The sequence below is a fragment of the Enterobacter sp. UCD-UG_FMILLET genome, assembly GCF_000762975.1.
Classification (GTDB): Bacteria; Pseudomonadota; Gammaproteobacteria; order Enterobacterales; family Enterobacteriaceae; genus Enterobacter; species Enterobacter dykesii.
Genome location: NZ_JRJC01000038.1, coordinates 1 through 23,142 on the forward strand (window position 1 = coordinate 1; position 23,142 = coordinate 23,142).

The window sequence follows — 23,142 nt, forward strand, 5'->3', positions numbered from 1 at the left end:
GACGGGCCTTCCTGAGCCCAGCGCTGAAGCCACTTGTAGCCGGTGGCAGGTGAAATGCCGTAGTGACGGCAGAGGTAACGGATGTTCGCCCCGTCCTGCGAGGCGAACAAAACAAACTCAGTACGTAATGACATGGTATCTCTCGCATCCCAGGGCATAAGCGACTCCATAAACGGGTTCTTATGCCTTAGTTGTAAGTGTCTACCATGTCCCCGAACAAGTGTTCACTATGTCCCCGGACCGTACAGAGGGCAGGGTGAGGGGAAATCACGTCACCGGTGCCGGGTTAAACACCGCCAGCTGATTATGCAGTCCCCACTGGTCGGAGAACGTTTTCTTCCGCCCGCTGGCGACATCCAGAATGAAGTGGAACAGCTTCCAGCCCACGTCCTCAATGCTTTCTTCTCCGGTGGCGATGGTGCCCGCGTTGATATCCATTAAGTCATACCAGCGGTTCGCCAGCTCGGTGCGGGTCGCCATCTTGATCACAGGCACCGCCATCAGGCCGTACGGCGTGCCGCGCCCGGTGGTAAAGACCTGTACCGTAATGCCGGATGCCACCTGCTGCGTGCCGCAGACGAAATCGCTGGCCGGCGTTGCCGCGTAGATTAGGCCGCGCTTCGTCGGGCGCTGGCCCGGAGAGAGGACTTCCACAATTGCGCTCTGGCCGGATTTGGCAATCGAACCAAGGGCTTTTTCCACCACGTTTGCCAGGCCGCCTTTTTTGTTCCCCGGTGAGGGATTGGCGCTGCGGTCGGTTTTGCCCATATCGAGATAGCTATCGTACCAGGCCATTTCCTCAAGCAGGCGCTTGCCGACCTCTTCATTAACTGCGCGTGGTGTGAGCAGATGGATGGCATCACGTACTTCGGTTACCTCGGAGAACATCACCGTGGCGCCGCAGCGCACAAGCAGATCGGACGCATAGCCCACCGCCGGGTTGGCCGTCACGCCGGAGAAAGCATCGCTGCCGCCGCACTGGGTGCCTACTACCAAATCAGAGGCCGGGCAGGTTTCGCGCTGGCGCTTGTTGAGCTTGTCCAGATGGCGTTCAGCCACCTGCAGAATATCGTCGACCATTGAGCGGAAACCCACGTGGCGTTCGTCCTGCAGGCGCACGATGCTGGCCTCGTCTGCCGGAATGGCTTTGACATCTTCGGTGCCCTGCAGCAGGCGCTCTGGCTGCAATTTTTCACACCCCAGACCGATGACCATCACCTCGCCGCCAAAGTTCGGGTTGAGGGCAATATTGTGGATGGTACGGATAGGCACTACCGCAGCGGGTGCGTTAATCGCCACGCCGCAGCCGTAGAGGTGGTTCAGGCCAACCACGCCGTCGACGTTCGGGTATTTCGGCAGCAGATCGCGTTCGATGATTTTCACCACGTAATCCACTACGCCCGCCACGCAGTGCACGCTGGTAGTAATGCCAAGCAGATTCTTGGTACCGACGCTGCCGTCCACATTTCGGTAGCCTTCGAAGGTATAGCCTTCCAGCGGAGGAAGCGGTTCCGGCACGCGGGTCGCCAGCGGAAGCGTGTTCAGCGGCGGCGCTTCCGGCAGCGCCACCAGCGACTCCTCAACCCAGCTCCCCTGCGGTATAGAGCGAACGGCATAGCCGATGACTTCACCGTAACGTACGATTTCGCTGTTAGCAGGGATATCCACCAGGGCGACTTTATGTCCCTGCGGAATATGCTCAATCAGTTCCAGCCCGTCCGGAAAGCGGGTGCCCGCTTTTAAGCCATTGTCGTTGACAATAATCGCCACATTATCAGTGTCGTGGACTTTTATATAAAACGCCGTCGGCGATGCCTGTCGAATTTCAATGTCGGCCATTGTTCAGTATTCTCCAGCAAAGTGTCTGATAATAAATTCAGCCAATTTTCTAATTGTAGAAATAAATACGCGGCTTTCAGAAATAAAGCATGTCAGCATAGGAGATATGAAAATGTGATCTCGATCGCTCCCGAGCCAGGAATGCCTGATTCTGTGCATTAGCGCCCAGCGCCTTGTGCATATGCAAAAAAATTCATTGAAATGTTACGCAATGCTTGAGCATTAAAACAATGTGCGGTCGTGGGTTGCGTTTTATACTGAATGACGAATTTATAACGCCAAAATACGTCAGAATAATAAATATAATGCTGGCGCGGTGTCTGGATAAATAAAATGATGCTGATATAGGCTGCGGAATTAAAAAGGTAAATACGATGAATAACGATATCTTCCCGAATAAATTTAAAGCGGCCCTCGCGGCGCACCAGATTCAGATTGGCTGCTGGTCCGCGCTGGCAAACCCAATCAGCACCGAAGTGCTGGGCCTGGCCGGGTTCGACTGGCTGGTGCTGGACGGCGAACATGCGCCAAACGATATCAGCACCTTTATTCCGCAGCTGATGGCGCTGAAAGGCAGCCCCAGCGCCCCGGTAGTGCGCGTGCCAACTAACGAGCCGGTGATTATCAAGCGCCTGCTGGATATCGGTTTCTACAACTTCCTGATCCCGTTTGTGGAGACGGAAGAACAAGCGGCCCTGGCCGTAGCCTCAACGCGCTATCCGCCAGAAGGGATCCGCGGCGTTTCCGTTTCGCATCGCGCCAATATGTTTGGCACCGTGCCGGACTACTTCGCGCAGTCCAACAGCAACATCACCATTCTGGTTCAGATCGAGAGCCAGCAGGGCGTTGATAACGTTGACGCGATTGCGGCCACAAACGGCGTGGACGGCATCTTCGTCGGGCCAAGCGATCTGGCGGCCGCCTTTGGCCACCTGGGTAACGCCGGCCACCCTGACGTGCAGCGCGCGATCCAGCACATCTTTGCCCGCGCTAAAGCACACGGCAAACCGTGCGGCATTCTGGCGCCGGTTGAGGCTGACGCCCGTCGCTATCTGGAGTGGGGAGCCACGTTTGTTGCCGTCGGCAGCGACCTCGGCGTATTCCGCTCGGCCACGCAGAAATTAGCCGACGCTTTTAAAAAATAACCATCATTGAGGAAACAGATTATGACGCTGAAAGTGGGTTTTATTGGCCTGGGCATCATGGGTAAACCAATGAGTAAGAACCTCATCAAAGCGGGTTACTCGCTGGTGGTATCCGATCACAATCCGCAGGCCGTGGCAGAGGTAATGGCGGCGGGCGCTGAAACGGCCACCACCGCGAAGGCCATTGCCGAGCAGTGCGACGTCATCATCACCATGCTGCCAAACTCACCGCATGTTAAAGAGGTTGCGCTGGGTGAGAACGGCATTATCGAAGGTGCGAAGCCGGGTCTGGTGCTGATCGATATGAGCTCTATCGCACCGCTTGCAAGCCGTGAAATCAGCGAGGCGTTAAAAGCGAAAGGCGTCGATATGCTGGATGCGCCGGTCAGCGGCGGTGAGCCGAAAGCGATCGACGGCACGCTGTCGGTGATGGTCGGCGGTGATAAAGCCGTTTTCGATAGATTTTACGATCTGATGAAAGCAATGGCGGGCTCCGTGGTGCATACCGGGGACATCGGGGCGGGTAACGTGACCAAGCTGGCCAACCAGGTGATTGTGGCGCTGAACATTGCCGCCATGTCCGAAGCGATGACGCTGGCAACCAAAGCGGGCGTCAATCCGGATCTGGTCTATCAGGCCATTCGCGGCGGTCTGGCGGGCAGTACCGTGCTGGATGCCAAAGCGCCGATGGTCATGGATCGTAATTTCAAACCCGGTTTCCGCATCGACCTGCATATCAAAGATCTGGCGAACGCGCTGGATACCTCTCACGGCGTAGGCGCACAGCTGCCGCTGACCGCGGCGGTCATGGAGATGATGCAGGCGCTGCGTGCCGATGGCCTGGGCACGGCCGACCACAGCGCGATTGCGTGCTACTACGAAAAACTGGCGAAGGTGGAAGTGGCGCGTTAATCACGCCTTGCCCACACCTGAGGGTGACAGCGGCGCGCAAACCCTCTATACTGCGCGCCGAAGCTGACCAGACAGTCGCCGCTTCGTCGTCGTCCCTTTCGGGGGAGACGGGCGAAGGGGAGGAAAGTCCGGGCTCCATAGGGCAGGGTGCCAGGTAACGCCTGGGGGGGAAACCCACGACCAGTGCAACAGAGAGCAAACCGCCGATGGCCCGCGCAAGCGGGATCAGGTAAGGGTGAAAGGGTGCGGTAAGAGCGCACCGCGCGGCTGGTAACAGTCCGTGGCACGGTAAACTCCACCCGGAGCAAGGCCAAATAGGGGTTCACATGGTACGGCCCGTACTGAACCCGGGTAGGCTGCTTGAGCCAGTGAGCGATTGCTGGCCTAGATGAATGACTGTCCACGACAGAACCCGGCTTATCGGTCAGCTTCAACTTCTTAAAAAACCCCGCCTCGGCGGGGTTTTTGCTTTCCGGGTGATGCTGGATGGGTAAGCGCAGCGCCTGACAAACGACATCAATTCTCATATTTGCGACATTAAGCACATTTCACTGTTTTTATCCCTTCAGTATCGCTTCTGCATCTATAGACGATCGTCATCACAAAATTTCACGCTAAAAAACACACGATTTTTAGTATTGATAATTTGTTATGTTTGTTGCTTTTATGATCGCGAATGTTTTCTCGTTTGATATGCATATATTGAAATCAAATACATTTCCCCCGTGAATATGTGACGCATTCCACTCTTTTCCACAAACCTGAAAATTCGCATCGGAAAAATTTAATAAAATGAAAGAATGTTTCAAACCAATAGCGGTTATTTATTGGTCTTTAATTGCCTGAAAGATCGTCTTTATTGATTTTTTTAACGCAGAAAAATTTATCAAGGTTATCGCCATAAAATAAATTTATTGCCACTGATTTTATTGATCGATATCAGCGTAATGGTGTGGCTGAAATTATTCATTTTATTGATAATAAAGGTTTTTTTAGGTTGTTGTTGTTCCAGTGAAGCGTGCGGAAAAGCAAATTGTGAGTGACAGCACATACCCCCTTAAACACTATTAGGTAGAATCCGCTCCGTCATAGGGAAATAAGCGCAGAATATTATGAACACTATTATTCTACCGAAAACACAGCACCTCGTGGTATTTCAGGAAGTCATTAAAAGTGGCTCCATAGGTTCTGCAGCAAGACAGCTTGGCCTGACGCAACCCGCCGTCAGCAAAATCATCAGCGATATTGAGTCCTACTTCGGCGTGGAAGTGATGGTGCGTAAAAACACCGGCGTAAAACTCACTGCCGCGGGCCAGGTTCTGCTCTCGTACTCAGAGTCGATCACCCGCGAAATGAAAAATATGGTGAGTGAGATTAACAGCCTGAGTTTCAGCACCGTTATGGACGTCTCCTTTGGCTACCCGTCGCTGATCGGCTTTACCTTCCTGTCTGAAATGATCAAAAAATTCAAGGAAGTGTTCCCGAAAGCACGCGTCTCGATGTATGAAGCCCAGCTCTCCTCTTTCCTTCCGGCCATTCGCGACGGTCGTCTGGATTTCGCTATCGGCACGCTGAGCGATGAAATGCTGCTGCAGGATCTGCACGTCGAACCGCTGTTTGAGTCCGAGTTTGTGCTGGTCGCCAGCAAAACGCGAACGTGCACCGGCCCGACGACACTGGCATCGCTCACGCACGAGCAGTGGGTAATGCCGCAAACCGATATGGGCTACTACAAAGAACTTCTGACTACTCTGCAAGACAACCACATCAGCATCGAAAACATCGTCCAGACCGATTCCGTCGTCACCATTTATAACCTTGTCCTGAATGCCGATTATCTGACGGTCATTCCCCGCGACATGATTGCCCCGTTCGGTTCTGACCAGTTTATTGTGCTGCCCGTGGAAGATAAATTACCCGTGGCGCGTTATGCCGCCGTGTGGTCAAAAAATTACAGGATTAAAAAATCGGCGTCAGTATTAGTTGAGCTGGCAAAACAGTATTCGTCGATGAATATCGAAAGACGACGATGAATAATGAGTAATCATTTTAAAAACACCCAGAGCTTATCTCTGTAACGCTCTGATACCCTGACTTTGCCTGAAAAGAATGAATTATTATAACGAGGATATTATGCATATTACCTACGATCTCCCGGTAACGATTGAAGATATTCAGGACGCCAGAAAACGACTGGCAGGAAAAATATATAAAACCGGTATGCCTCGCTCGAATTATCTCAGCGAACGCTGTAAGGGCGAAATATTCCTGAAGTTCGAGAATATGCAACGTACCGGCTCGTTTAAGATCCGCGGCGCGTTTAACAAATTAAGCTCGCTGACCGACGCTGAAAAACGCAAAGGCGTTGTCGCCTGCTCCGCGGGGAACCACGCGCAGGGTGTGTCCCTCTCCTGCGCGATGCTTGGCATTGACGGTAAAGTGGTGATGCCGATGGGCGCGCCGAAGTCTAAGGTTGCCGCCACCCGCGACTACTCTGCCGAAGTGGTGCTGCACGGCGAGAATTTTAACGACACCATCGCCAAAGTCAGCGAAATCGTCGAGATGGAAGGGCGTATTTTTATTCCGCCGTACGACGATGCCAAAGTGATCGCCGGGCAGGGCACCATCGGTCTGGAAATTCTCGAAGATTTATACGACGTGGATAACGTTATTGTGCCTATCGGCGGCGGCGGTTTAATTGCCGGGATTGCGACGGCAATTAAATCCATCAACCCCACCATTAATATCATCGGCGTGCAGTCAGAAAATGTTCACGGCATGGCGGCATCGTATCAGGCCGGAGAAATAATGAGCCATCGCGTTACCGGCACGCTGGCCGACGGCTGTGATGTTTCTCGTCCCGGTAATTTACCGTTCGAAATTGTTCGCGAGCTGGTTGATGACATTGTGCTGGTCAGCGAAGACAACATTCGCGACAGCATGATCGCGCTTATTCAGCGAAATAAAGTGGTGACGGAAGGTGCCGGCGCGCTGGCCTGTGCCGCGTTATTAAGCGGCAAGCTTGACCACTATATTCAGGGTCGTAAAACCGTCTGCATTATTTCCGGCGGCAATATCGATCTCTCCCGTGTTTCCCAAATTACCGGCTTCGTTGACGCATAAAGGTGACCTATGAGCAACACAGAAAGCATTATCGTTGGCCAGACAAAGACGTCCTCCTGGCGTAAGTCTGATACCACATGGACGCTCGGCCTGTTTGGTACCGCCATTGGCGCAGGCGTGCTGTTCTTCCCCATCCGCGCAGGCTTTGGTGGATTGATCCCTATCCTGCTGATGCTGGTTCTCGCGTTCCCGATTGCGTTTTACTGCCACCGCGCGCTGGCGCGTTTGTGCCTCTCCGGCAGCAACGTCTCCGGCAACATCACTGAAACGGTGGAAGAGCATTTTGGCAAAACCGGTGGAGTGGTGATCACCTTCCTCTACTTCTTCGCCATTTGCCCGCTGCTGTGGATTTACGGCGTCACCATTACCAACACCTTTATGACCTTCTGGGAAAACCAGCTCCAGCTGCCTGCGCTGAACCGCGGCGTGGTGGCGCTGTTCCTGCTATTGCTGATGGCCTTTGTTATCTGGTTTGGTAAAGACCTGATGGTGAAGGTCATGAGCTTCCTGGTGTTCCCGTTTATCGCCAGCCTGGTGCTGATTTCCCTGTCGCTGATCCCTTACTGGAACTCGGCGGTGATTGACCAGGTCAACCTGAGCGATATCGCCTTCACCGGTCATGACGGCATTCTGGTCACGGTGTGGCTGGGTATCTCCATCATGGTCTTCTCCTTCAACTTCTCGCCTATCGTCTCCTCGTTTGTGGTCTCCAAGCGCGAAGAGTACGAGCCTGAGTTCGGTAAAGAATTCACCGAGCAGAAATGTTCCAAAATCATCGGTCGCGCCAGCCTGCTAATGGTGGCCGTGGTGATGTTCTTCGCCTTTAGCTGCCTGTTTACGCTCTCTCCGCAGAACATGGCGGACGCCAAGGCGCAGAACATTCCGGTGCTCTCTTACCTTGCGAACCACTTTGCGTCAATGTCCGGCACCAAGTCGACGTTCGCGACGGTACTGGAATACGGTGCCTCCATCATCGCGCTGGTGGCTATCTTCAAATCCTTCTTCGGTCACTACCTGGGCACGCTGGAAGGGCTGAACGGCCTGATCCTCAAGTTCGGCTACAAGGGCGATAAGAAGAAAGTCTCCGTTGGCAAACTGAACACCATCAGCATGGTGTTCATCATGGGCTCCACCTGGGTTGTGGCCTACGCCAACCCGAACATTCTGGACCTTATTGAAGCCATGGGCGCACCAATCATCGCCTCTCTGCTGTGCCTGCTGCCGATGTATGCCATCCGCAAAGCACCGGCGCTGGCGAAATACAAAGGGCGCACCGAGAACATCTTCGTTACCGCGGTCGGGCTGCTGACCATTCTGAATATCGTTTACAAACTGTTCTAACCCATTGCTCAGGAAGAGCGGAGTCACATGATGATTGAGTTTCCGGTTGTACTGGTTATTAACTGCGGATCGTCCTCTGTTAAGTTTTCGGTGCTCGACGCTAGCAGCTGCGATGCCCTGATCACGGGCATTGCAGACGGCATCAACACTGAAAAAGCCTTTATTTCCGTGAACGGGGGTGAGCCAGCCAGAATGGCTCACCAGGACTACGAAGGGGCGCTGGCTGCCATCGCCCTGGAGCTGGAGAAGCGTAACCTGATGAGCAGCGTGGCCTTAATTGGCCACCGCATTGCGCACGGGGGAAATCTCTTCAGCGAGTCGACCCTGATCACGGAAGAGGCGATCGCGCAGATCCGCCAGGTCTCCCCGCTGGCACCGCTGCATAACTACGCCAACCTGAGCGGCGTGGAAGCGGCAGAGCGCCTGTTCCCGGGCGTGCAGCAGGTCGCGGTATTTGATACCAGCTTCCACCAGACGCTGCCGCCGAAGGCGTATCTGTACGGATTGCCCTACCGCTATTTTGAAGAGCTGGGCGTGCGCCGCTACGGCTTCCACGGGACCTCTCACCGCTACGTGGCCGCGCAGGCGCATACGCTCCTCGGGCTGTCCCCCGACGACAGCGGCCTGGTGATTGCCCATCTCGGCAACGGGGCGTCCATCTGCGCGGTGCGCAACGGCGAAAGCGTCGACACCTCGATGGGGATGACGCCGCTGGAAGGGCTGGTAATGGGGACGCGCTGCGGCGACGTGGACTTCGGCGCGATGGCGTGGATTGCCCAGCAGACCGGGCAGTCGTTCGAGGATCTGGAGCGCGTGGTCAATAAAGAGTCCGGGTTGCTTGGGATCTCCGGCATCTCCTCCGATTTACGTACGCTGGAGAAAGCCTGGCACGAAGGCAACGAGCGGGCACAGCTGGCAATACACACCTTCGTGCACCGCATTGCGCGACATATCGCCGGTCACGCGGCGTCGCTGCACCGCCTGGATGGGGTGGTCTTTACCGGCGGCATTGGCGAAAACTCGAAGCTTGTCCGCGCGCTGGTGGCGGACCATCTGAAAGTCTTCGGCATCGTTCTCGACGACGCCAAAAATGACCTGCCGGGCAGCGCGGGTGAGCGCGTGATTTCCTCCGAGTCGTCCCGCGTGGCCTGCGCGGTTGTCCCTACCAACGAAGAAAAAATGATCGCGCTGGACGCCCTCCGTCTTGGAAAGGTTATCCCGGCCGCGGCTTACGCCTGATAAAGCGAGAAACATATGAAAGTAACTATCGATACGGGCGTCGCGCCCTACAGCGACGCATGGGCCGGGTTTCGCGGTGAAGAATGGAAAAACGCCGTCAACGTCCGCGATTTTATTCAGCATAACTACACCCCTTATGAAGGCGATGAAGCTTTCCTCGCGCAGGCGACGCCAGCAACGACGGCGCTGTGGCAGAAGGTAATGGTCGGCATTCGCCAGGAGAATGCCACCCACGCCCCGGTGGATTTTGACACCAACATTGCCACCACCATTACGGCCCACGGGCCGGGCTACATCGACCAGGATCTGGAGACGATCGTCGGCCTGCAAACCGATAAGCCGCTCAAGCGCGCGCTGCACCCGTATGGCGGGATCAACATGATCCGCAGCTCGTTTGAAGCCTATGGCCGGGAGATGGATCCGCAGTTCGAATACCTGTTTACCGACCTGCGCAAAACCCACAACCAGGGGGTGTTTGACGTCTATTCGCCGGAGATGATGCGCTGCCGTAAATCCGGCGTGCTGACCGGCTTGCCGGACGGCTACGGGCGCGGACGCATCATCGGCGACTATCGCCGCGTGGCGCTATACGGGATCGCTTATCTGGTGCGCGAGCGCGAACTGCAGTTTGCCGATCTGCAGGGCAGGCTGGAGCGCGGTGAAGATCTGGAGGCGACGATCCGCCTGCGCGAAGAGCTGGCGGAGCACAAGCGCGCGCTGCTGCAGATCCAGCAGATGGCGGCCAGCTATGGCTTTGATATCTCGCGTCCGGCGATGAGCGCTCAGGAAGCGGTGCAGTGGGTCTATTTTGCCTACCTGGCAGCGGTGAAATCCCAGAACGGCGGGGCAATGTCGCTGGGGCGCACGGCCTCGTTCCTCGATATTTACATTGAACGCGACATGCAGGCGGGGCGGCTGAATGAAATCCAGGCGCAGGAGCTGATCGACCACTTCATTATGAAGATCCGCATGGTGCGCTTCCTGCGCACGCCGGAGTTCGACACGCTCTTCTCCGGCGATCCGATCTGGGCGACGGAAGTGATTGGCGGCATGGGGCTGGACGGCCGCACGCTGGTGACCAAAAATAGCTTCCGCTATCTGCATACCCTGCACACCATGGGGCCTGCGCCGGAGCCGAACCTGACGATCCTCTGGTCTGAACAACTGCCGATTGCGTTCAAGAAATACGCCGCGCAGGTTTCGAGCGTCACCTCTTCGCTGCAGTATGAGAACGACGATCTGATGCGTGCGGACTTCAACAGCGACGACTACGCCATTGCTTGCTGCGTCAGCCCGATGGTGATCGGCAAGCAGATGCAGTTCTTTGGCGCGCGCGCCAACCTCGCCAAAACGCTGCTGTACGCGATCAACGGCGGGGTGGACGAGAAGCTGAAGATTCAGGTCGGCCCGAAAACCGAGCCGCTGCTGGACGACGTGCTGGATTACAATACCGTGATGGCGAGCCTCGACCACTTTATGGACTGGCTGGCGGTGCAGTACATCAGCGCCCTGAACCTCATTCACTACATGCATGATAAGTACAGCTACGAAGCCTCGCTGATGGCGCTCCATGACCGCGACGTCTATCGCACCATGGCCTGCGGCATTGCCGGGCTGTCGGTAGCGGCGGACTCCCTGTCGGCCATTAAATACGCTACGGTGAAGCCGGTGCGCGACCATACCAGTCTGGCGGTCGATTTTGTGATTGAAGGGGACTATCCGCAGTACGGCAACAACGACGACCGAGTGGACAGCATCGCCTGCGACCTGGTGGAGCGCTTTATGAAGAAAATTCAGGCGCTGCCAACCTACCGCAACGCGGTGCCAACCCAGTCGATTCTGACCATCACCTCCAACGTGGTGTACGGTCAGAAGACCGGGAACACGCCGGACGGACGCCGCGGCGGCACGCCGTTTGCGCCTGGCGCGAACCCGATGCACGGCCGCGACAGAAAAGGGGCGGTGGCCTCGCTAACGTCGGTGGCCAAACTGCCGTTCACCTATGCCAAAGACGGGATCTCCTACACCTTCTCCATCGTGCCGCAGGCGCTGGGCAAGGACGAGCTGGTGCGCAAAACCAACCTGGTGGGGCTGCTGGACGGGTACTTCCATCACGAAGCGTCCATTGAGGGCGGGCAGCATCTGAACGTTAACGTTATGAACAGGGAGATGCTCCTCGATGCCATTGCGCATCCCGAGAACTACCCGAACCTGACCATCCGCGTTTCGGGCTATGCGGTGCGGTTTAATGCGCTGACGCGTGAGCAGCAGCAGGATGTGATTTCGAGGACGTTTACGCAATCTATCTGACGACATTCAGGTCTCATGCCCCCTCAACGCAGGGGGCATTTTTTTGCCCGCTAAACATACAAAATTGTTTATATAATTACTCACACATCTTCATCCGCTCTTGAAAAACAATACGCCTGCTTTTCCCTATCACAGCATGTAAGGACAGTAAGATGATGAAAATGACCCGTATTGCGCTGGTCGCCGCCTCGCTGGCAGCGTGATTTCGTACGTCGCGAACGGCGCCGGATGATTCTGCCGTGGCTCGATCGTTTCCCTCTCCCGGTGGGAGAGGGTTAGGGTGAGGGCATTCTCTAAACCGGTAAATCAATCAGCAGCGCGCGCAGCGGCGTATCCGCCACCAGGGTGATGTTCGCTTCATCACGAATAAACGCCCCGTCGCCGCAGGTGAGCGCTTCTTTCTCTTCCGTGTGCGTCACCGCATGCACCGTACCGTGAATAGACTGCAAATAGGCGCGCGGACCATGAAGCTGGAAGCTCGCCTGTTCACCTTTCTTCAGTTCGATATGGTGCAGCCACACCTGCTGGCGCAGCTGCAGGCTACCTTTACTGCCGTCCGGCGATGCAATCAGCTGCTGTTTATCGCCCGTTAAATCTAACTTCTGTACCAGCGGATTTTCCCGCTCGGGGCAGGCGTCTAGCCACAGCTGCATGCGGGTCAGCGTTTTATCTTTGCTGAGGTTATGCTCGCTGTAGCTGATGCCCGGCTGCGTGGAAATTAACAACGCTTCGCCAGCCTTTGCCTGGACATGATTGCCCTCGCTATCGCGGTATTCTGCCTCGCCTTCCAGGATCAGGTTCAGGATATCGACTTTCGGGTACGTACGCGGCTGGAAGGAGGCGCCCGGGGCGAGCACTTCCTGATTCAACACGCGCAATGAAGCGTAACCGAGGAGTTTAGGGTCAAAGTAGTGTCCAAAGGAAAAGGTGTAGCGGGCCTGCAGCCAACCGAAATCGGCTTGTCCGCACTGTTTAGCTGTTCTTGTCGTAATCATAAACTTGACCTCTCTTTACACTAAAACAATGGTAAAGGTATGGACGCTGCATTGTTAGCCAGATATTCTGCCCGGTATGTTCAAATTTCCTGAATGAGAACGAGATGGCTAAAGAGAGAGCATTGACGCTTGAGGCGCTTCGCGTCATGGACGCGATTGACCGGCGCGGCAGTTTTGCGGCGGCGGCAGATGAGCTGGGGCGCGTTCCGTCTGCGCTAAGCTACACCATGCAGAAGCTGGAGGAAGAGCTGGACGTGGTGCTGTTTGACCGCTCCGGTCATCGAACAAAATTCACCAACGTGGGGCGAATGCTGCTGGAGCGCGGCCGCGTGCTGCTGGAAGCGGCGGACAAGCTGACGACAGACGCCGAAGCGCTGGCGCGCGGCTGGGAAACCCATCTGACGTTAGTTACCGAAGCGCTGGTGCCGACTGAAGCGCTGTTCCCGCTGGTGGACCGCCTGGCGGCGAAGGCTAATACGCAGCTGTCCATCATCACCGAGGTGCTGGCAGGCGCGTGGGAACGTCTGGAGACGGGCAGGGCGGATATTGTCATCGCCCCGGACATGCACTTCCGCTCATCGTCGGAAATCAACTCGCGCAAGCTCTACAGCGTGATGAACGTTTACGTTGCCGCACCCAACCACCCGATTCATCAGGAGCCGGAGCCGCTCTCTGAAGTGACGCGCGTGAAGTATCGCGGCGTGGCGGTCGCGGATACCGCGCGCGAGCGTCCGGTGCTGACGGTGCAGCTTCTGGATAAGCAGCCTCGTCTGACGGTGACCTCGCTGGAAGACAAAAGGCAGGCGCTGCTGGCCGGTCTGGGCGTGGCGACAATGCCGTACCCGTTTGTGGAAAAAGATATTGCGGAAGGGCGACTGCGGGTCGTGAGCCCGGAGTACACCAGCGAAGTGGATATCATTATGGCGTGGCGTCGCGACAGCATGGGCGAAGCCAAATCGTGGTGCCTGCGAGAAATTCCAAAGCTCTTTGCGCACCACAACAAATAAGCGTACAGGCCCGGTAAGCGTAAGCGCCACCGGGCAGTAATTTACGCGCCGATCTTAGGATCGGGACCAAAGCGGTTTTCGCCCGGCGTCCCGCTCTGGCAGTTGAAGATCAAAATCACGATCCAGCCCACAATCGGGATCAGCAGAAGTAGCAACCACCACGCCGAACGATCGGTATCGTGCAGCCGACGGAACAGTACCGCCCACGATGGCAGCAGGACTAACAGGCCATAGATGGTGGTCAGTACGCCTTCACCGCCAGCCCGCTCCCAGCCGAGAATTTTATCCACGATGCCCAGCACCATAATCAGGACGAAGTTCACCAGAACGAACATCCAGTACTCTTTGCGGCGGGCGCGGCCACCAAATCCAATGTAGTTACGCAGTACTTTTAAATACCAGTCCATTTTCCTTGCCTCATTAGTCAGTCAATCACTTGTTTTCTAAGCGATCGAGGTAAGGATAGATGGAGATTGTGAATTAAAAAAGGGCATCTGGTGATGCCCTTAATATTTAGCCAAATCGGACGTCGCGCCCGTGAGGTTCATCCAGATCCTGCCACGGCCCAATGGAGATAATGCCCGTTGGGTTGATGGTTTTGTGGCTGCGGAAATAGTGGGTGCGAATATGGTCGAAGTCGACCGTTTCGGCGATCCCTTGCATCTGATAGATGTCGCGCAGGAAACCGTGCAGGTTCAGGTAATCGCTGATGCGGTGCTTGTCGCACTTAAAGTGGGTGACATAGACCGGATCGAAGCGAACCAGCGTGGTCCACAGGCGAATATCCGCTTCCGTCAGGCGATCGCCCGTCAGGTAGCGATGCTGGCCCAGGATCTGCTCGAGACGCTCAAGCGATTCAAACACCTTTCCGACCGCTTCGTCATACGCTTCCTGGCTGGTGGCGAAACCGGCCTTGTAGACGCCGTTGTTGACGTTGTCGTAAATCCAGCTGTTCAGCTCGTCAATTTTCTCACGCAGCTCAACCGGATAGTAATCTCCGGCGCGGGCGCCGTGCGCGTCAAAGGCGGTATTGAACATGCGGATGATTTCCGCAGACTCATTGCTGACAATCGTCTGGTTTTTCTTGTCCCACAGCACCGGCACGGTAACGCGCCCGGTGTAGTGAGGATCGGCGCGCAGATAGAGCTGGTAAAGGAAATCGTGGTGGTAAAGATCGTCGCCGGTCGCCGCGGGGAAATCACTGTCAAACGTCCAGCCGTTTTCCAGCATCAGCGGGTTCACGACCGAAACCGGAATTAAGGATTCGAGACCTTTAAGCTTGCGCACAATCAGCGTGCGGTGTGCCCACGGGCAGGCAAGCGAAACATAAAGATGATAACGGTCTTTCTCAGCCGCGAAGCCGCCTTCGCCGCTCGGGCCCGGCGCACCGTCGGCGGTCAGCCAGTTACGGAAGGCCGAAACTGAGCGCTTGAAGCGACCTCCGGTGGATTTGGTGTCATACCAGACATCCTGCCATACGCCGTCTACGAGTTGTCCCATTTTTTCTCCTCCGTCAGATAGCAAAAGCGAGGAGATGTCTCCTCGCTTTGTGTTCATTTAGTATAGCGTGCTTACCATTTCTTATTCAGAACGCGGTCGATGCTGTATGCGCCCGGGCCAGTGACGGCCAGCAGCAGGAAGCCACCCGCGATGGTCAGGTTTTTCATGAACATCAGAGAGTTCACGCCTTCCGCAAAGTTGCTGTGGAAGATGAACGCTGTCAGCACGGTGAAGCCTGCGGTAAACAGTGCGGTGGTACGGGTCAGGAAGCCGAACAGTACCGCCAGGCCGCCGCCGAACTCAAGAAGAATGGTCAGCGGCAGCAGGAACCCCGGAACGCCCATGGCTTCCATATACTGCTGGGTACCCGCATAACCGGTGATTTTTCCCCAACCTGCCACGATGAACAGAATTGGCATCAGAATACGCGCTACCAGTACACCAACATCTTCTAATTTTTTCATTTTACTCTCCAGGAAACCACATGAGCGGCTGAACGTTATTTGTCTGCAATTCCGGGTAGATACCGCGGCGTTGCTGTCGATGGAGAGGATAATAAACGGGGCGGGTGGTAATTGTTAGCAAGGAAAACTGTCAATCTTCTTCAAAGATATTGAGTAAAGGGCGTGCGCGCTGGTGCCCTCACCCAACCCTTTCCCACGGGGAGAGGGCGCAAAAACAAAAAACGGTAACCTGAGTTACCGTTTTGCTTTTATCACCGCAGCTGCTGCTGTCGCAACGTGGCTTTCACCAGACGCCAGGCGCTCCAGGCGCCGAATCCGCGACGTGCCCAGCGGATGAGCATATTTGGATGACGAACCGTCCAGATAGCCATCACGCTGCTGCCGACCAGCGCCCATGAGCGCAGGCTCAGGAAGGTGTTCCAGCCGCGGTCAAACCGTCGCGTCGCGTCAATCCAGTCGCGGCGGCTGGCAGACAGATCCAGCCGTTGCTGCTGGATCTGACTTAACAGGTACGCTTTTCGCTTCTGACGTTCCGCTTTATCGCTCACGGCTTGTCATCCTCCAGCAGAGCGCGATCGTTCGCCAGCTCCTGACGCGTATGGCGCAGGAAAGTGGACTTGCGCGCTTTACGCAGCGTCCAAATACCGCCTATCAACGCTGCGACCAGCAGAACGACGGTGGTGGCAATCATCGCGTTAAGACGATACTGCGGGTCAATGGCCCAGATGATTAACACCATCAGGCTCATGAGACCAAACGCGGCGAAGAGCATGGTCAGTCCGAGCATCAGCAGCATCTGGAAGAGGTTCGCTTTCTCCTCTTCCAGCTCGACCACTGCCAGCCGGACGCGCGTTTCGGCAATCCCGACCAGCGTCGTTAAAATACGCTGGCCGATGCCGAGGACGTTGTTAGCAGGCCCTTGTGCGTGACGAGGATCTTCCATATCAGCGACGCGTCAGAAGGACACCCAGTACCACACCCACTGCGGCACCAATCCCTACACCCGTCCATGGATTATCACGCACATATTCGTCCGCGCGGGCAGCCGCTTCGCGGGTCTGTTTCGCCAGCGCATCACCGGTTTCACCCAGGCGATAGCGGCTCTCTTTCAGCGCCTGCTCCGCCTTGCTGCGCAGCTTGCTGACCTCTTCTTTTGACTTGTCAGCAGAGGAGTTCAGCACCTCTTCAAGGGTATCGGCCAGGGATTTCAGTTCAGCGCGCAGATGTTCAGACGTCGTATCTTTTGACATGATTCTCTCTCCTGTTGAGATTTCCGTTAACTCAATAATCGCGAGCTTCCAGCGCTTTCAGGTCATCCTGCGCTTCTTTCAACTTCTTCTCGCGCTTGGCAATTTTTTCCGCATCCCCTTTCTCTTTCGCTTCCTGCAGGTCGCGACGGCGCTCGGCTATCTCGTCCTTCTGTTCAGCGATTTTTTTCTGGTGGTCGGCACGAAGCTTGCTGTCTGAACAGTTCGCTTTCACTTCGCTAAGCGCTTTTTTAAGACCATCAACACGGTGCTGATTGTTATGCTTTTCGGCATAACCGATCTCACGCTGAATATCCTGTTCTTTCTCATGACAGAGAGAGTTTGCGAAGGATGCTGTGCTTAAAGAAAAAAGGGCCAGAGCCAGAGTCATGCGGAATTTCATTATCGAAACCTTCCATTGTGTGGCGGCATAAGCCGCTATCCAAAGTTATGCGGAGTACATTGAGGGGTGCTCCACGTACTTAAGCATAGTAAGTAAACGGGGGATTCACCAAAGTGAGTGAAAAGATTCGGAATCCTGGAAGTTATCCGAACCGATGCGACGTATCGCGAATCAATGAGAGCCAGGCAGCTGGCTGACTCTCATCTTCCTGCTGGGCAATGATATACCCGTGCGGCAGCGTGCGGTCGAGAACCACTTTCGCGGCGGCACTTTGCGCACGGGAATCAAACTTGATCAGTAAAACGTCATCCTGCGGGGTAATGCTCTTAAAGCGGATCCCGTTCGCGTCCAGATGATGCCAGACAGAAAAACCGTCAGGCACGCTGGCACCCTGGTTTACCGGGCGGATGGCCAGCGTCGATTCCTGATGCGAAAGCGCGCTCCATGCCAGCAGCATGGCGCTGAGTACGATCAGCGTAATCACGGAAACGGCAAAACGGCGCAGGGCGAGCGGTGAGATAGCCATCGTCAGCCTCTGGCTCCGTATTTCTTTTTCCACAGCACGACCAGTGAGCCAATCAGGCCGAAGACCAGCAGCACAACGGGCAGCAGCATCAGGCAGGACATTAGCTGGTCTTCATATTTCATGAAGACCGGGGTTTTACCCAGCGCATAGCCCAGCGTCGTCAGAATAAGCACCCATAACAGGCCGCTCATCCAGTTAAAGAACTGGAAGCGCGCGCTGCTCAGCCCTGACAGACCGGCAATGGTCGGCAACAGGGTGCGAACAAAGGCGATAAAGCGGCCAATCAGCAGTGCGGAAAGCCCGTGCTTGTGGAAAAGGTGGTGCGCCCGCTGGTGATAATGTGCGGGAAGATGAGAGAGCCAGTTCTGGACGATCCGGGTATTGCCCAGCCATCGTCCCTGGATATAGCTCACCCAGCAGCCGAGGCTGGCCGCAATGGTCAGTAATAAAATGGTTTGTGGAAACGCCATCGCCCCTTTGGCGCACAGCACGCCGACAAGCACCAGCAAACTGTCACCGGGCAGGAAGGCAGCAGGCAGCAAACCATTCTCAAGGAACAGGATCATAAACAAGACGAAATAGAGCATGCCAATCATGGAAGGGTTGGCCAGCGTTTCAAAATCCTGCGCCCAGAGGGCATGCAGTAGTTGGGTCAAAAGTTCCATTCAGTGTTCCTGGAAATCGGTTAACGTCACGCCTGTTATCCGGGACAAACAGCACGGCGACATTGTTGTGATTTCATTATGGTCGCTCGCGGACACATTGCGGTGTGGCCAACACTGTTCCCTGTTAATTGGCTGGTTAGCAAGCACTAACTTACAAAATAAGGAATTGAATCCAATTGTAACAAAGCCCAACGTTCTGCGTCACAGAATTTGCAGGCGTGAGTTGATTTTGGCGTAAGCCCAGGAAGTGAGCGAGGGGATTTACAAAGGCTGACACTATATATGTTTTGCTTACCCACTGAAGCCGGAAGGCGCAACGTAGCGCCTGCCAGCAGAAAGGTCATCTATTTTGCGGCACTGGACGCCGTATCGAGATGAACAACAGGATTATCGGCAAAAAGATAGCGGTCAGCGTTAAATTCGAAGTCATCGCTGGTTTCGTTGAACAGCATCTGCTTGGTGTTTTCCAAGTGCTGCCACATCGCCAGCTTGGCAGCATGCGGATCTTTACGAATCAGCGCCTTAAGGATTTGGTCGTGATCGTCGCACCAGTTGTCGACGGTACGGGAATCGATATGGTCGTGCAGTTTTTTCCAGTAGGGGTTGTGAACGCGCTGAGTCCACATTTTTTCTACGATTGCCGCCAGGGCCGTATTTTGGGTTGCCAGGGCGACCTGAACGTGGAACTGAAGATCCCACTCTGAATCGCGGAAACATTTTTCCTTACGGGCATTCTCCTGGATTTCCATCAGCTTCATGATGTCCTGCTTGGTCACCTGCGTCGCCGCAAACTCAGCAATATTGCTTTCGATCAGCTGGCGAGCCTGGAGCAGCTCAAACGGGCCATAGCTGGCGAATTCAAGACTTTCATCCGCGACGGGAGAGTGTTTCGGCAGATTAGAAATCACGTGAATGCCGGAGCCTTTGCGCACCTCAACGTAGCCTTCCACTTCCAGCATGATAATTGCTTCACGCACCACGGTGCGGCTCACGCTTTTTTCATCCGCGATAAAGCGCTCGGCGGGAAGTTTATCACCGACAAGATAGACCCCTTGCTCGATGCGATCTTTCAGCTCCGCAGCAAGTTGTTGATACAAACGACGTGGTTCGGTGATTTCCATATGCGCTCCAGGCAGGGTACGGCAGATGATTTGTTATACCACTTTTGCGTGCCACTCTCCAGATTTTGCCATTAAAAAAGCCGCCCGGAGGCGGCTTCGGCGAAACGTATTTTCGCTAACTCTGCGTCGCCGGTTTCCCGAGGGACTCTTTCGCCAGTTCCTCTGCCGATTTGCTTTTCAGCACCGTCCAGATAACCACCGCACCCATCAGGTCGAAGATCGCCAGCACCGCGAACAGCGGGCTGAAGCCGATGGTATCCGCCAGCGCGCCGACCACCAGTGCAAACATGGTGCTCGCGGTCCAGGCGGCCATGCCGGTCAGGCCGTTGGCGGTTGCCACTTCGTTACGACCAAAGACGTCAGACGAGAGCGTTATCAGCGCCCCGGACAGGGACTGGTGAGCAAAGCCACCGATGCACAGCAGGGCAATGGCGACATACGGGCTGGTGAACAGGCCAATCATGCCCGGGCCAATCATCAGCAGCGCGCCCATGGTCACCACCATCTTACGGGAAACGATCAGGTTCACGCCAAACCAGCGCTGGAACAGCGGTGGCAGGTAGCCGCCCACGATACAGCCCAGGTCAGCGAACAGCATGGGCATCCAGGCGAACATCGCGATCTCTTTCAGGTTAAAGCCGTACACTTTAAACATGAACAGCGGGATCCACGCGTTAAAGGTCCCCCAGGCTGGTTCAGCCAGGAAACGCGGCAGAGCGATACCCCAGAACTGACGGGTGCCCAGGATCTGCCAGACGGTCATTTTTTTGCCGTTGTTGGTCTGATGCTGCGCTTCCTGACCGCCAATGATGTATTCGCGTTCTTCTTCGGAGAGCTTTTTCTGATCGCGCGGGTGTTTATAGAAAATCAGCCACGCCATCGCCCAGGCAAAGCTCAGCACGCCTGAGATGATGAACGCCATCTGCCAGCTGTGCATCACGATGGCCCACACCACCAGCGGCGGCGCTATCATCGCCCCAATGGACGAGCCCACGTTGAAGTAGCCGACGGCAATGGAACGCTCTTTCGCCGGGAACCACTCGGAGCTGGCCTTCAGACCCGCCGGGATCATCGCGGCTTCCGCCGCACCGACCGCACCGCGCGCCAGCGCAAGTCCACCCCAGCTGCCTGCCAACGCGGTTGCGCCGCAGAACACTGCCCAGGCGATGGCGAAGAAGGCATAACCGATTTTGGTACCGAGAATATCCAGCACATAGCCAGCAACAGGCTGCATGATGGTATAAGCCGCGGAATAGGCGGCAATGATGTAGGAGTATTGCTGCGTGGAGATATGCAGCTCTTCCATCAACGTTGGCGCTGCTGCTGCCACGGTGTTACGCGTCAGGTAGCCCAGCACGGTGCCTAACGTCACCAGTGCGATCATATACCAACGTAACCCTTTAATTTTACGCATCTAAAACCTCATCGTTATGTTATTTCCGCGCCAGAGCACGGCAACCTCTCAACCGTTTCCGGGAGCAGTTGTGTAACGGGAGGGGCGTAACCAGGAGCATGTCCCGGAACGGCCCGAACCTTGCCATAAGTAAGCGTGCATAAGTCGGTATCCGTACCGTTAAACCCGATGTCTCTCACACCGGTAATGCATTCCGTCGGCTGAGTGTTTGCGACGGCGAAAAGATAACTTGTCATACAACTTTAAAAGGTGAGTGACATCACAAATGTATGATTCTTTGTGGGGGCATTAATCTTCGCGCGCAAAGCCAGAATTGGCGCGGTCTGCAGAAGGGTTTACTCCATTGAGGGTAATTTATTTGTTGGCGTTTATTGATCTCACTCACGAAAAAAGCTTCGGTTGGTGGAAATTGGTGTGATAACTTTGCAGCATATGAACATACGCTTTCTGCGCTCCCGTAATGAGGAAGACGATAATGACGCCGTTTATGACCGAAGATTTTCTGTTAGATACCGAATTTGCTCGCCGCCTGTACCACGAATACGCAAAAGACCAGCCGATTTTCGACTACCACTGCCATTTACCGCCGCAGCAGGTTGCCGAAAATTATCGCTTCAAAAACCTGTATGACATCTGGCTGAAGGGTGACCACTACAAATGGCGTGCCATGCGCACCAACGGCGTGGCTGAGCGCCTGTGTACCGGCGATGCGACCGACCGCGAGAAATTTGACGCCTGGGCGGCAACCGTTCCGCACACCATCGGCAACCCGCTCTACCACTGGACCCATCTTGAGCTCCGCCGTCCGTTTGGCATCACCGGCAAGCTGCTCTCCCCAACGACCGCGGATGAAATCTGGGATCGCTGCAACGCGCTGCTGGCGCAGGATAACTTCTCCGCGCGCGGCATCATGAAGCAGATGAACGTGAAGATGGTGGGCACCACCGACGATCCGATTGACTCCCTGGAACATCACGCCGTTGTCGCGAAAGACACCTCTTTCGATATCAAAGTGCTGCCAAGCTGGCGCCCGGACAAAGCCTTCAACATTGAGCAGGCCACCTTCACCGACTACATGGCGAAGCTGGCGGAAGTGTCGGATACCGACATCCGTCGTTTCACCGATCTGCAAACCGCGCTGACCAAACGTCTGGATCACTTCGCGGCGCACGGCTGTAAAGTGTCTGACCACGCGCTGGACGTGGTGCTGTTTGCGGAAGCAAACGAAGCCGAGCTGGACAGCATTCTGGCGCGTCGTCTCTCTGGCGAAGTCTTAAGCGAGCACGAAGTGGCGCAGTTCAAAACGGCGGTGCTGGTATTCCTCGGTGCGGAATACGCGCGTCGCGGCTGGGTACAGCAGTACCATATTGGCGCGCTGCGCAATAACAACCAGCGCCAGTTCAAACTGATCGGTGCTGACGTAGGCTTCGACTCCATCAACGACCGTCCGCTGGCGGAAGAGCTGTCAAAACTGCTGAGCAAACAGAACGAACAAAATCTGCTGCCTAAAACCATCCTGTACTGCCTGAACCCGCGCGATAACGAAGTGCTGGGTACCATGGTCGGCAACTTCCAGGGCGAAGGGATGCCGGGCAAGATGCAGTTTGGTTCCGGCTGGTGGTTCAACGATCAGAAAGACGGTATGGAGCGTCAGATGACGCAGCTTGCCCAGCTGGGTCTGCTGAGCCGCTTTGTCGGCATGCTGACCGACAGCCGCAGTTTCCTGTCCTATACCCGTCATGAATATTTCCGCCGCATTCTGTGCCAGATGATTGGCCGCTGGGTACACGCGGGCGAAGCGCCAGCGGATATCCAGCTGCTGGGCGAAATGGTGAGAAACATCTGCTTTAACAATGCGCGTGACTACTTCGCCATTGAACTGAACTAAGGC

23 protein-coding genes and 1 other RNA gene are annotated in these 23,142 nt (G+C 55.5%); 10 read left to right on the forward strand and 14 right to left on the reverse strand.

All coding sequences use genetic code 11. The annotated features are described in order from the left end of the window. Together LA04_RS23860 and garD are read right to left on the reverse strand one after the other, a co-directional pair. Positions 1 to 158 (reverse strand): helix-turn-helix domain-containing protein (locus LA04_RS23860; RefSeq protein ID WP_442854765.1); only part of this gene is annotated, 158 nt, incomplete at its 3' end. Positions 159 to 267: 109 nt separating this feature from the next. Then, positions 268 to 1,839 (reverse strand): galactarate dehydratase, encoded by a 1,572-nt coding sequence (garD, locus tag LA04_RS18890; protein WP_047652746.1) that lies wholly within the window; start codon positions 1,837 to 1,839, stop codon positions 268 to 270. 374 nt (positions 1,840 to 2,213) lie between these two features. On the opposite strand from garD, the gene garL reads away from it, so the two are divergent. The 8 genes from garL (at position 2,214) to pflB (ending at position 11,909) form a co-directional block, all read left to right on the forward strand. Continuing rightward, positions 2,214 to 2,984, forward strand: a complete 771-nt coding sequence (gene garL, locus LA04_RS18895) for a 2-dehydro-3-deoxyglucarate aldolase (RefSeq protein ID WP_023309303.1) — start codon at positions 2,214 to 2,216, stop codon at positions 2,982 to 2,984. Between the two features lie 21 nt (positions 2,985 to 3,005). Continuing rightward, on the forward strand, positions 3,006 to 3,896 hold the full coding sequence (gene garR, locus LA04_RS18900; protein WP_047652747.1) for a 2-hydroxy-3-oxopropionate reductase: 891 nt from the start codon (positions 3,006 to 3,008) through the stop codon (positions 3,894 to 3,896). Between the two features lie 59 nt (positions 3,897 to 3,955). After that, positions 3,956 to 4,332: RNase P RNA component class A (rnpB, locus tag LA04_RS23150), an RNA gene on the forward strand. Positions 4,333 to 5,008: 676 nt separating this feature from the next. Further along, the gene (gene tdcA / locus LA04_RS18905; protein ID WP_047652748.1) at positions 5,009 to 5,929 is read left to right on the forward strand and encodes a transcriptional regulator TdcA; all 921 of its coding nucleotides are present in this window, start codon (positions 5,009 to 5,011) and stop codon (positions 5,927 to 5,929) included. Positions 5,930 to 6,029: 100 nt separating this feature from the next. Then, a complete protein-coding gene (tdcB, locus tag LA04_RS18910) occupies positions 6,030 to 7,019 on the forward strand; it encodes a bifunctional threonine ammonia-lyase/L-serine ammonia-lyase TdcB (protein WP_032640996.1) in 990 nt (329 codons plus the stop codon). A gap of 9 nt (positions 7,020 to 7,028) precedes the next feature. Beyond that, positions 7,029 to 8,360: a threonine/serine transporter TdcC gene (gene tdcC / locus LA04_RS18915; protein ID WP_023333551.1), complete on the forward strand. Its 1,332-nt coding sequence runs from the start codon at positions 7,029 to 7,031 to the stop codon at positions 8,358 to 8,360. Between the two features lie 30 nt (positions 8,361 to 8,390). After that, entirely contained in the window at positions 8,391 to 9,599 is a 1,209-nt protein-coding gene (gene tdcD, locus LA04_RS18920; RefSeq protein ID WP_047652799.1) for a propionate kinase, read from the forward strand. A gap of 15 nt (positions 9,600 to 9,614) precedes the next feature. Next, entirely contained in the window at positions 9,615 to 11,909 is a 2,295-nt protein-coding gene (gene pflB, locus LA04_RS18925; RefSeq protein ID WP_047652749.1) for a formate C-acetyltransferase, read from the forward strand. A 293-nt stretch (positions 11,910 to 12,202) separates the two neighbouring features. Here the strand turns inward: pflB and LA04_RS18930 are convergent, their stop codons facing one another. Continuing rightward, the gene (locus LA04_RS18930; protein ID WP_023309295.1) at positions 12,203 to 12,904 is read right to left on the reverse strand and encodes a pirin family protein; all 702 of its coding nucleotides are present in this window, start codon (positions 12,902 to 12,904) and stop codon (positions 12,203 to 12,205) included. A gap of 104 nt (positions 12,905 to 13,008) precedes the next feature. On the opposite strand from LA04_RS18930, the gene yhaJ reads away from it, so the two are divergent. Further along, entirely contained in the window at positions 13,009 to 13,911 is a 903-nt protein-coding gene (gene yhaJ / locus LA04_RS18935; RefSeq protein WP_008503135.1) for a DNA-binding transcriptional regulator YhaJ, read from the forward strand. A 41-nt stretch (positions 13,912 to 13,952) separates the two neighbouring features. Here yhaJ and LA04_RS18940 read toward each other — a convergent pair whose 3' ends face one another. The 11 genes from LA04_RS18940 to LA04_RS18990 form a co-directional block, all read right to left on the reverse strand. Further along, positions 13,953 to 14,318: a DUF805 domain-containing protein gene (locus LA04_RS18940; protein WP_023615581.1), complete on the reverse strand. Its 366-nt coding sequence runs from the start codon at positions 14,316 to 14,318 to the stop codon at positions 13,953 to 13,955. A gap of 106 nt (positions 14,319 to 14,424) precedes the next feature. Next, entirely contained in the window at positions 14,425 to 15,411 is a 987-nt protein-coding gene (locus tag LA04_RS18945; protein WP_047652750.1) for a glutathione S-transferase family protein, read from the reverse strand. A 71-nt stretch (positions 15,412 to 15,482) separates the two neighbouring features. Further along, the gene (locus tag LA04_RS18950) at positions 15,483 to 15,875 is read right to left on the reverse strand and encodes a DoxX family protein (RefSeq protein WP_023309292.1); all 393 of its coding nucleotides are present in this window, start codon (positions 15,873 to 15,875) and stop codon (positions 15,483 to 15,485) included. A 251-nt stretch (positions 15,876 to 16,126) separates the two neighbouring features. After that, positions 16,127 to 16,423: a YqjK-like family protein gene (locus LA04_RS18955; RefSeq protein ID WP_014885330.1), complete on the reverse strand. Its 297-nt coding sequence runs from the start codon at positions 16,421 to 16,423 to the stop codon at positions 16,127 to 16,129. Beyond that, positions 16,420 to 16,818, reverse strand: a complete 399-nt coding sequence (locus LA04_RS18960) for a phage holin family protein (protein ID WP_014885329.1) — start codon at positions 16,816 to 16,818, stop codon at positions 16,420 to 16,422. The genes LA04_RS18955 and LA04_RS18960 overlap by 4 nt, the downstream gene beginning before the upstream one ends. Before the next feature lies 1 nt (position 16,819). Beyond that, positions 16,820 to 17,125 carry a DUF883 family protein gene (locus tag LA04_RS18965; RefSeq protein WP_008503141.1) on the reverse strand — a complete coding sequence of 102 codons (306 nt, stop codon included), beginning with the start codon at positions 17,123 to 17,125 and terminating at the stop codon, positions 16,820 to 16,822. Positions 17,126 to 17,156: 31 nt separating this feature from the next. Next, positions 17,157 to 17,525: a DUF1090 domain-containing protein gene (locus LA04_RS18970; protein ID WP_047652751.1), complete on the reverse strand. Its 369-nt coding sequence runs from the start codon at positions 17,523 to 17,525 to the stop codon at positions 17,157 to 17,159. Between the two features lie 142 nt (positions 17,526 to 17,667). After that, the gene (gene mzrA, locus LA04_RS18975) at positions 17,668 to 18,051 is read right to left on the reverse strand and encodes an EnvZ/OmpR regulon moderator MzrA (protein ID WP_047652752.1); all 384 of its coding nucleotides are present in this window, start codon (positions 18,049 to 18,051) and stop codon (positions 17,668 to 17,670) included. 2 nt (positions 18,052 to 18,053) lie between these two features. Then, a complete protein-coding gene (gene yqjA, locus LA04_RS18980) occupies positions 18,054 to 18,716 on the reverse strand; it encodes a DedA family general envelope maintenance protein YqjA (protein WP_047652753.1) in 663 nt (220 codons plus the stop codon). A 344-nt stretch (positions 18,717 to 19,060) separates the two neighbouring features. Beyond that, on the reverse strand, positions 19,061 to 19,837 hold the full coding sequence (gene exuR / locus LA04_RS18985; RefSeq protein WP_023309288.1) for a transcriptional regulator ExuR: 777 nt from the start codon (positions 19,835 to 19,837) through the stop codon (positions 19,061 to 19,063). A gap of 115 nt (positions 19,838 to 19,952) precedes the next feature. Further along, positions 19,953 to 21,251 carry an MFS transporter gene (locus LA04_RS18990; protein WP_023333537.1) on the reverse strand — a complete coding sequence of 433 codons (1,299 nt, stop codon included), beginning with the start codon at positions 21,249 to 21,251 and terminating at the stop codon, positions 19,953 to 19,955. Between the two features lie 475 nt (positions 21,252 to 21,726). On the opposite strand from LA04_RS18990, the gene uxaC reads away from it, so the two are divergent. Beyond that, positions 21,727 to 23,139: a glucuronate isomerase gene (gene uxaC, locus LA04_RS18995; protein WP_047652754.1), complete on the forward strand. Its 1,413-nt coding sequence runs from the start codon at positions 21,727 to 21,729 to the stop codon at positions 23,137 to 23,139. Positions 23,140 to 23,142: the final 3 nt, after the last annotated feature.

Bases quoted from the DNA above. Each gene is read 5' to 3' on its own strand.
- garD (WP_047652746.1), bottom strand. From the start codon at position 1,839: ATGGCCGACATTGAAATTCGACAGGCATCGCCGACGGCGTTTTATATA.
- garL (WP_023309303.1), top strand. From the start codon at position 2,214: ATGAATAACGATATCTTCCCGAATAAATTTAAAGCGGCCCTCGCGGCG.
- garR (WP_047652747.1), top strand. From the start codon at position 3,006: ATGACGCTGAAAGTGGGTTTTATTGGCCTGGGCATCATGGGTAAACCA.
- tdcA (WP_047652748.1), top strand. From the start codon at position 5,009: ATGAACACTATTATTCTACCGAAAACACAGCACCTCGTGGTATTTCAG.
- tdcB (WP_032640996.1), top strand. From the start codon at position 6,030: ATGCATATTACCTACGATCTCCCGGTAACGATTGAAGATATTCAGGAC.
- tdcC (WP_023333551.1), top strand. From the start codon at position 7,029: ATGAGCAACACAGAAAGCATTATCGTTGGCCAGACAAAGACGTCCTCC.
- tdcD (WP_047652799.1), top strand. From the start codon at position 8,391: ATGATTGAGTTTCCGGTTGTACTGGTTATTAACTGCGGATCGTCCTCT.
- pflB (WP_047652749.1), top strand. From the start codon at position 9,615: ATGAAAGTAACTATCGATACGGGCGTCGCGCCCTACAGCGACGCATGG.
- LA04_RS18930 (WP_023309295.1), bottom strand. From the start codon at position 12,904: ATGATTACGACAAGAACAGCTAAACAGTGCGGACAAGCCGATTTCGGT.
- yhaJ (WP_008503135.1), top strand. From the start codon at position 13,009: ATGGCTAAAGAGAGAGCATTGACGCTTGAGGCGCTTCGCGTCATGGAC.
- LA04_RS18940 (WP_023615581.1), bottom strand. From the start codon at position 14,318: ATGGACTGGTATTTAAAAGTACTGCGTAACTACATTGGATTTGGTGGC.
- LA04_RS18945 (WP_047652750.1), bottom strand. From the start codon at position 15,411: ATGGGACAACTCGTAGACGGCGTATGGCAGGATGTCTGGTATGACACC.
- LA04_RS18950 (WP_023309292.1), bottom strand. From the start codon at position 15,875: ATGAAAAAATTAGAAGATGTTGGTGTACTGGTAGCGCGTATTCTGATG.
- LA04_RS18960 (WP_014885329.1), bottom strand. From the start codon at position 16,818: ATGGAAGATCCTCGTCACGCACAAGGGCCTGCTAACAACGTCCTCGGC.
- LA04_RS18965 (WP_008503141.1), bottom strand. From the start codon at position 17,125: ATGTCAAAAGATACGACGTCTGAACATCTGCGCGCTGAACTGAAATCC.
- LA04_RS18970 (WP_047652751.1), bottom strand. From the start codon at position 17,525: ATGAAATTCCGCATGACTCTGGCTCTGGCCCTTTTTTCTTTAAGCACA.
- mzrA (WP_047652752.1), bottom strand. From the start codon at position 18,051: ATGGCTATCTCACCGCTCGCCCTGCGCCGTTTTGCCGTTTCCGTGATT.
- yqjA (WP_047652753.1), bottom strand. From the start codon at position 18,716: ATGGAACTTTTGACCCAACTACTGCATGCCCTCTGGGCGCAGGATTTT.
- exuR (WP_023309288.1), bottom strand. From the start codon at position 19,837: ATGGAAATCACCGAACCACGTCGTTTGTATCAACAACTTGCTGCGGAG.
- LA04_RS18990 (WP_023333537.1), bottom strand. From the start codon at position 21,251: ATGCGTAAAATTAAAGGGTTACGTTGGTATATGATCGCACTGGTGACG.
- uxaC (WP_047652754.1), top strand. From the start codon at position 21,727: ATGACGCCGTTTATGACCGAAGATTTTCTGTTAGATACCGAATTTGCT.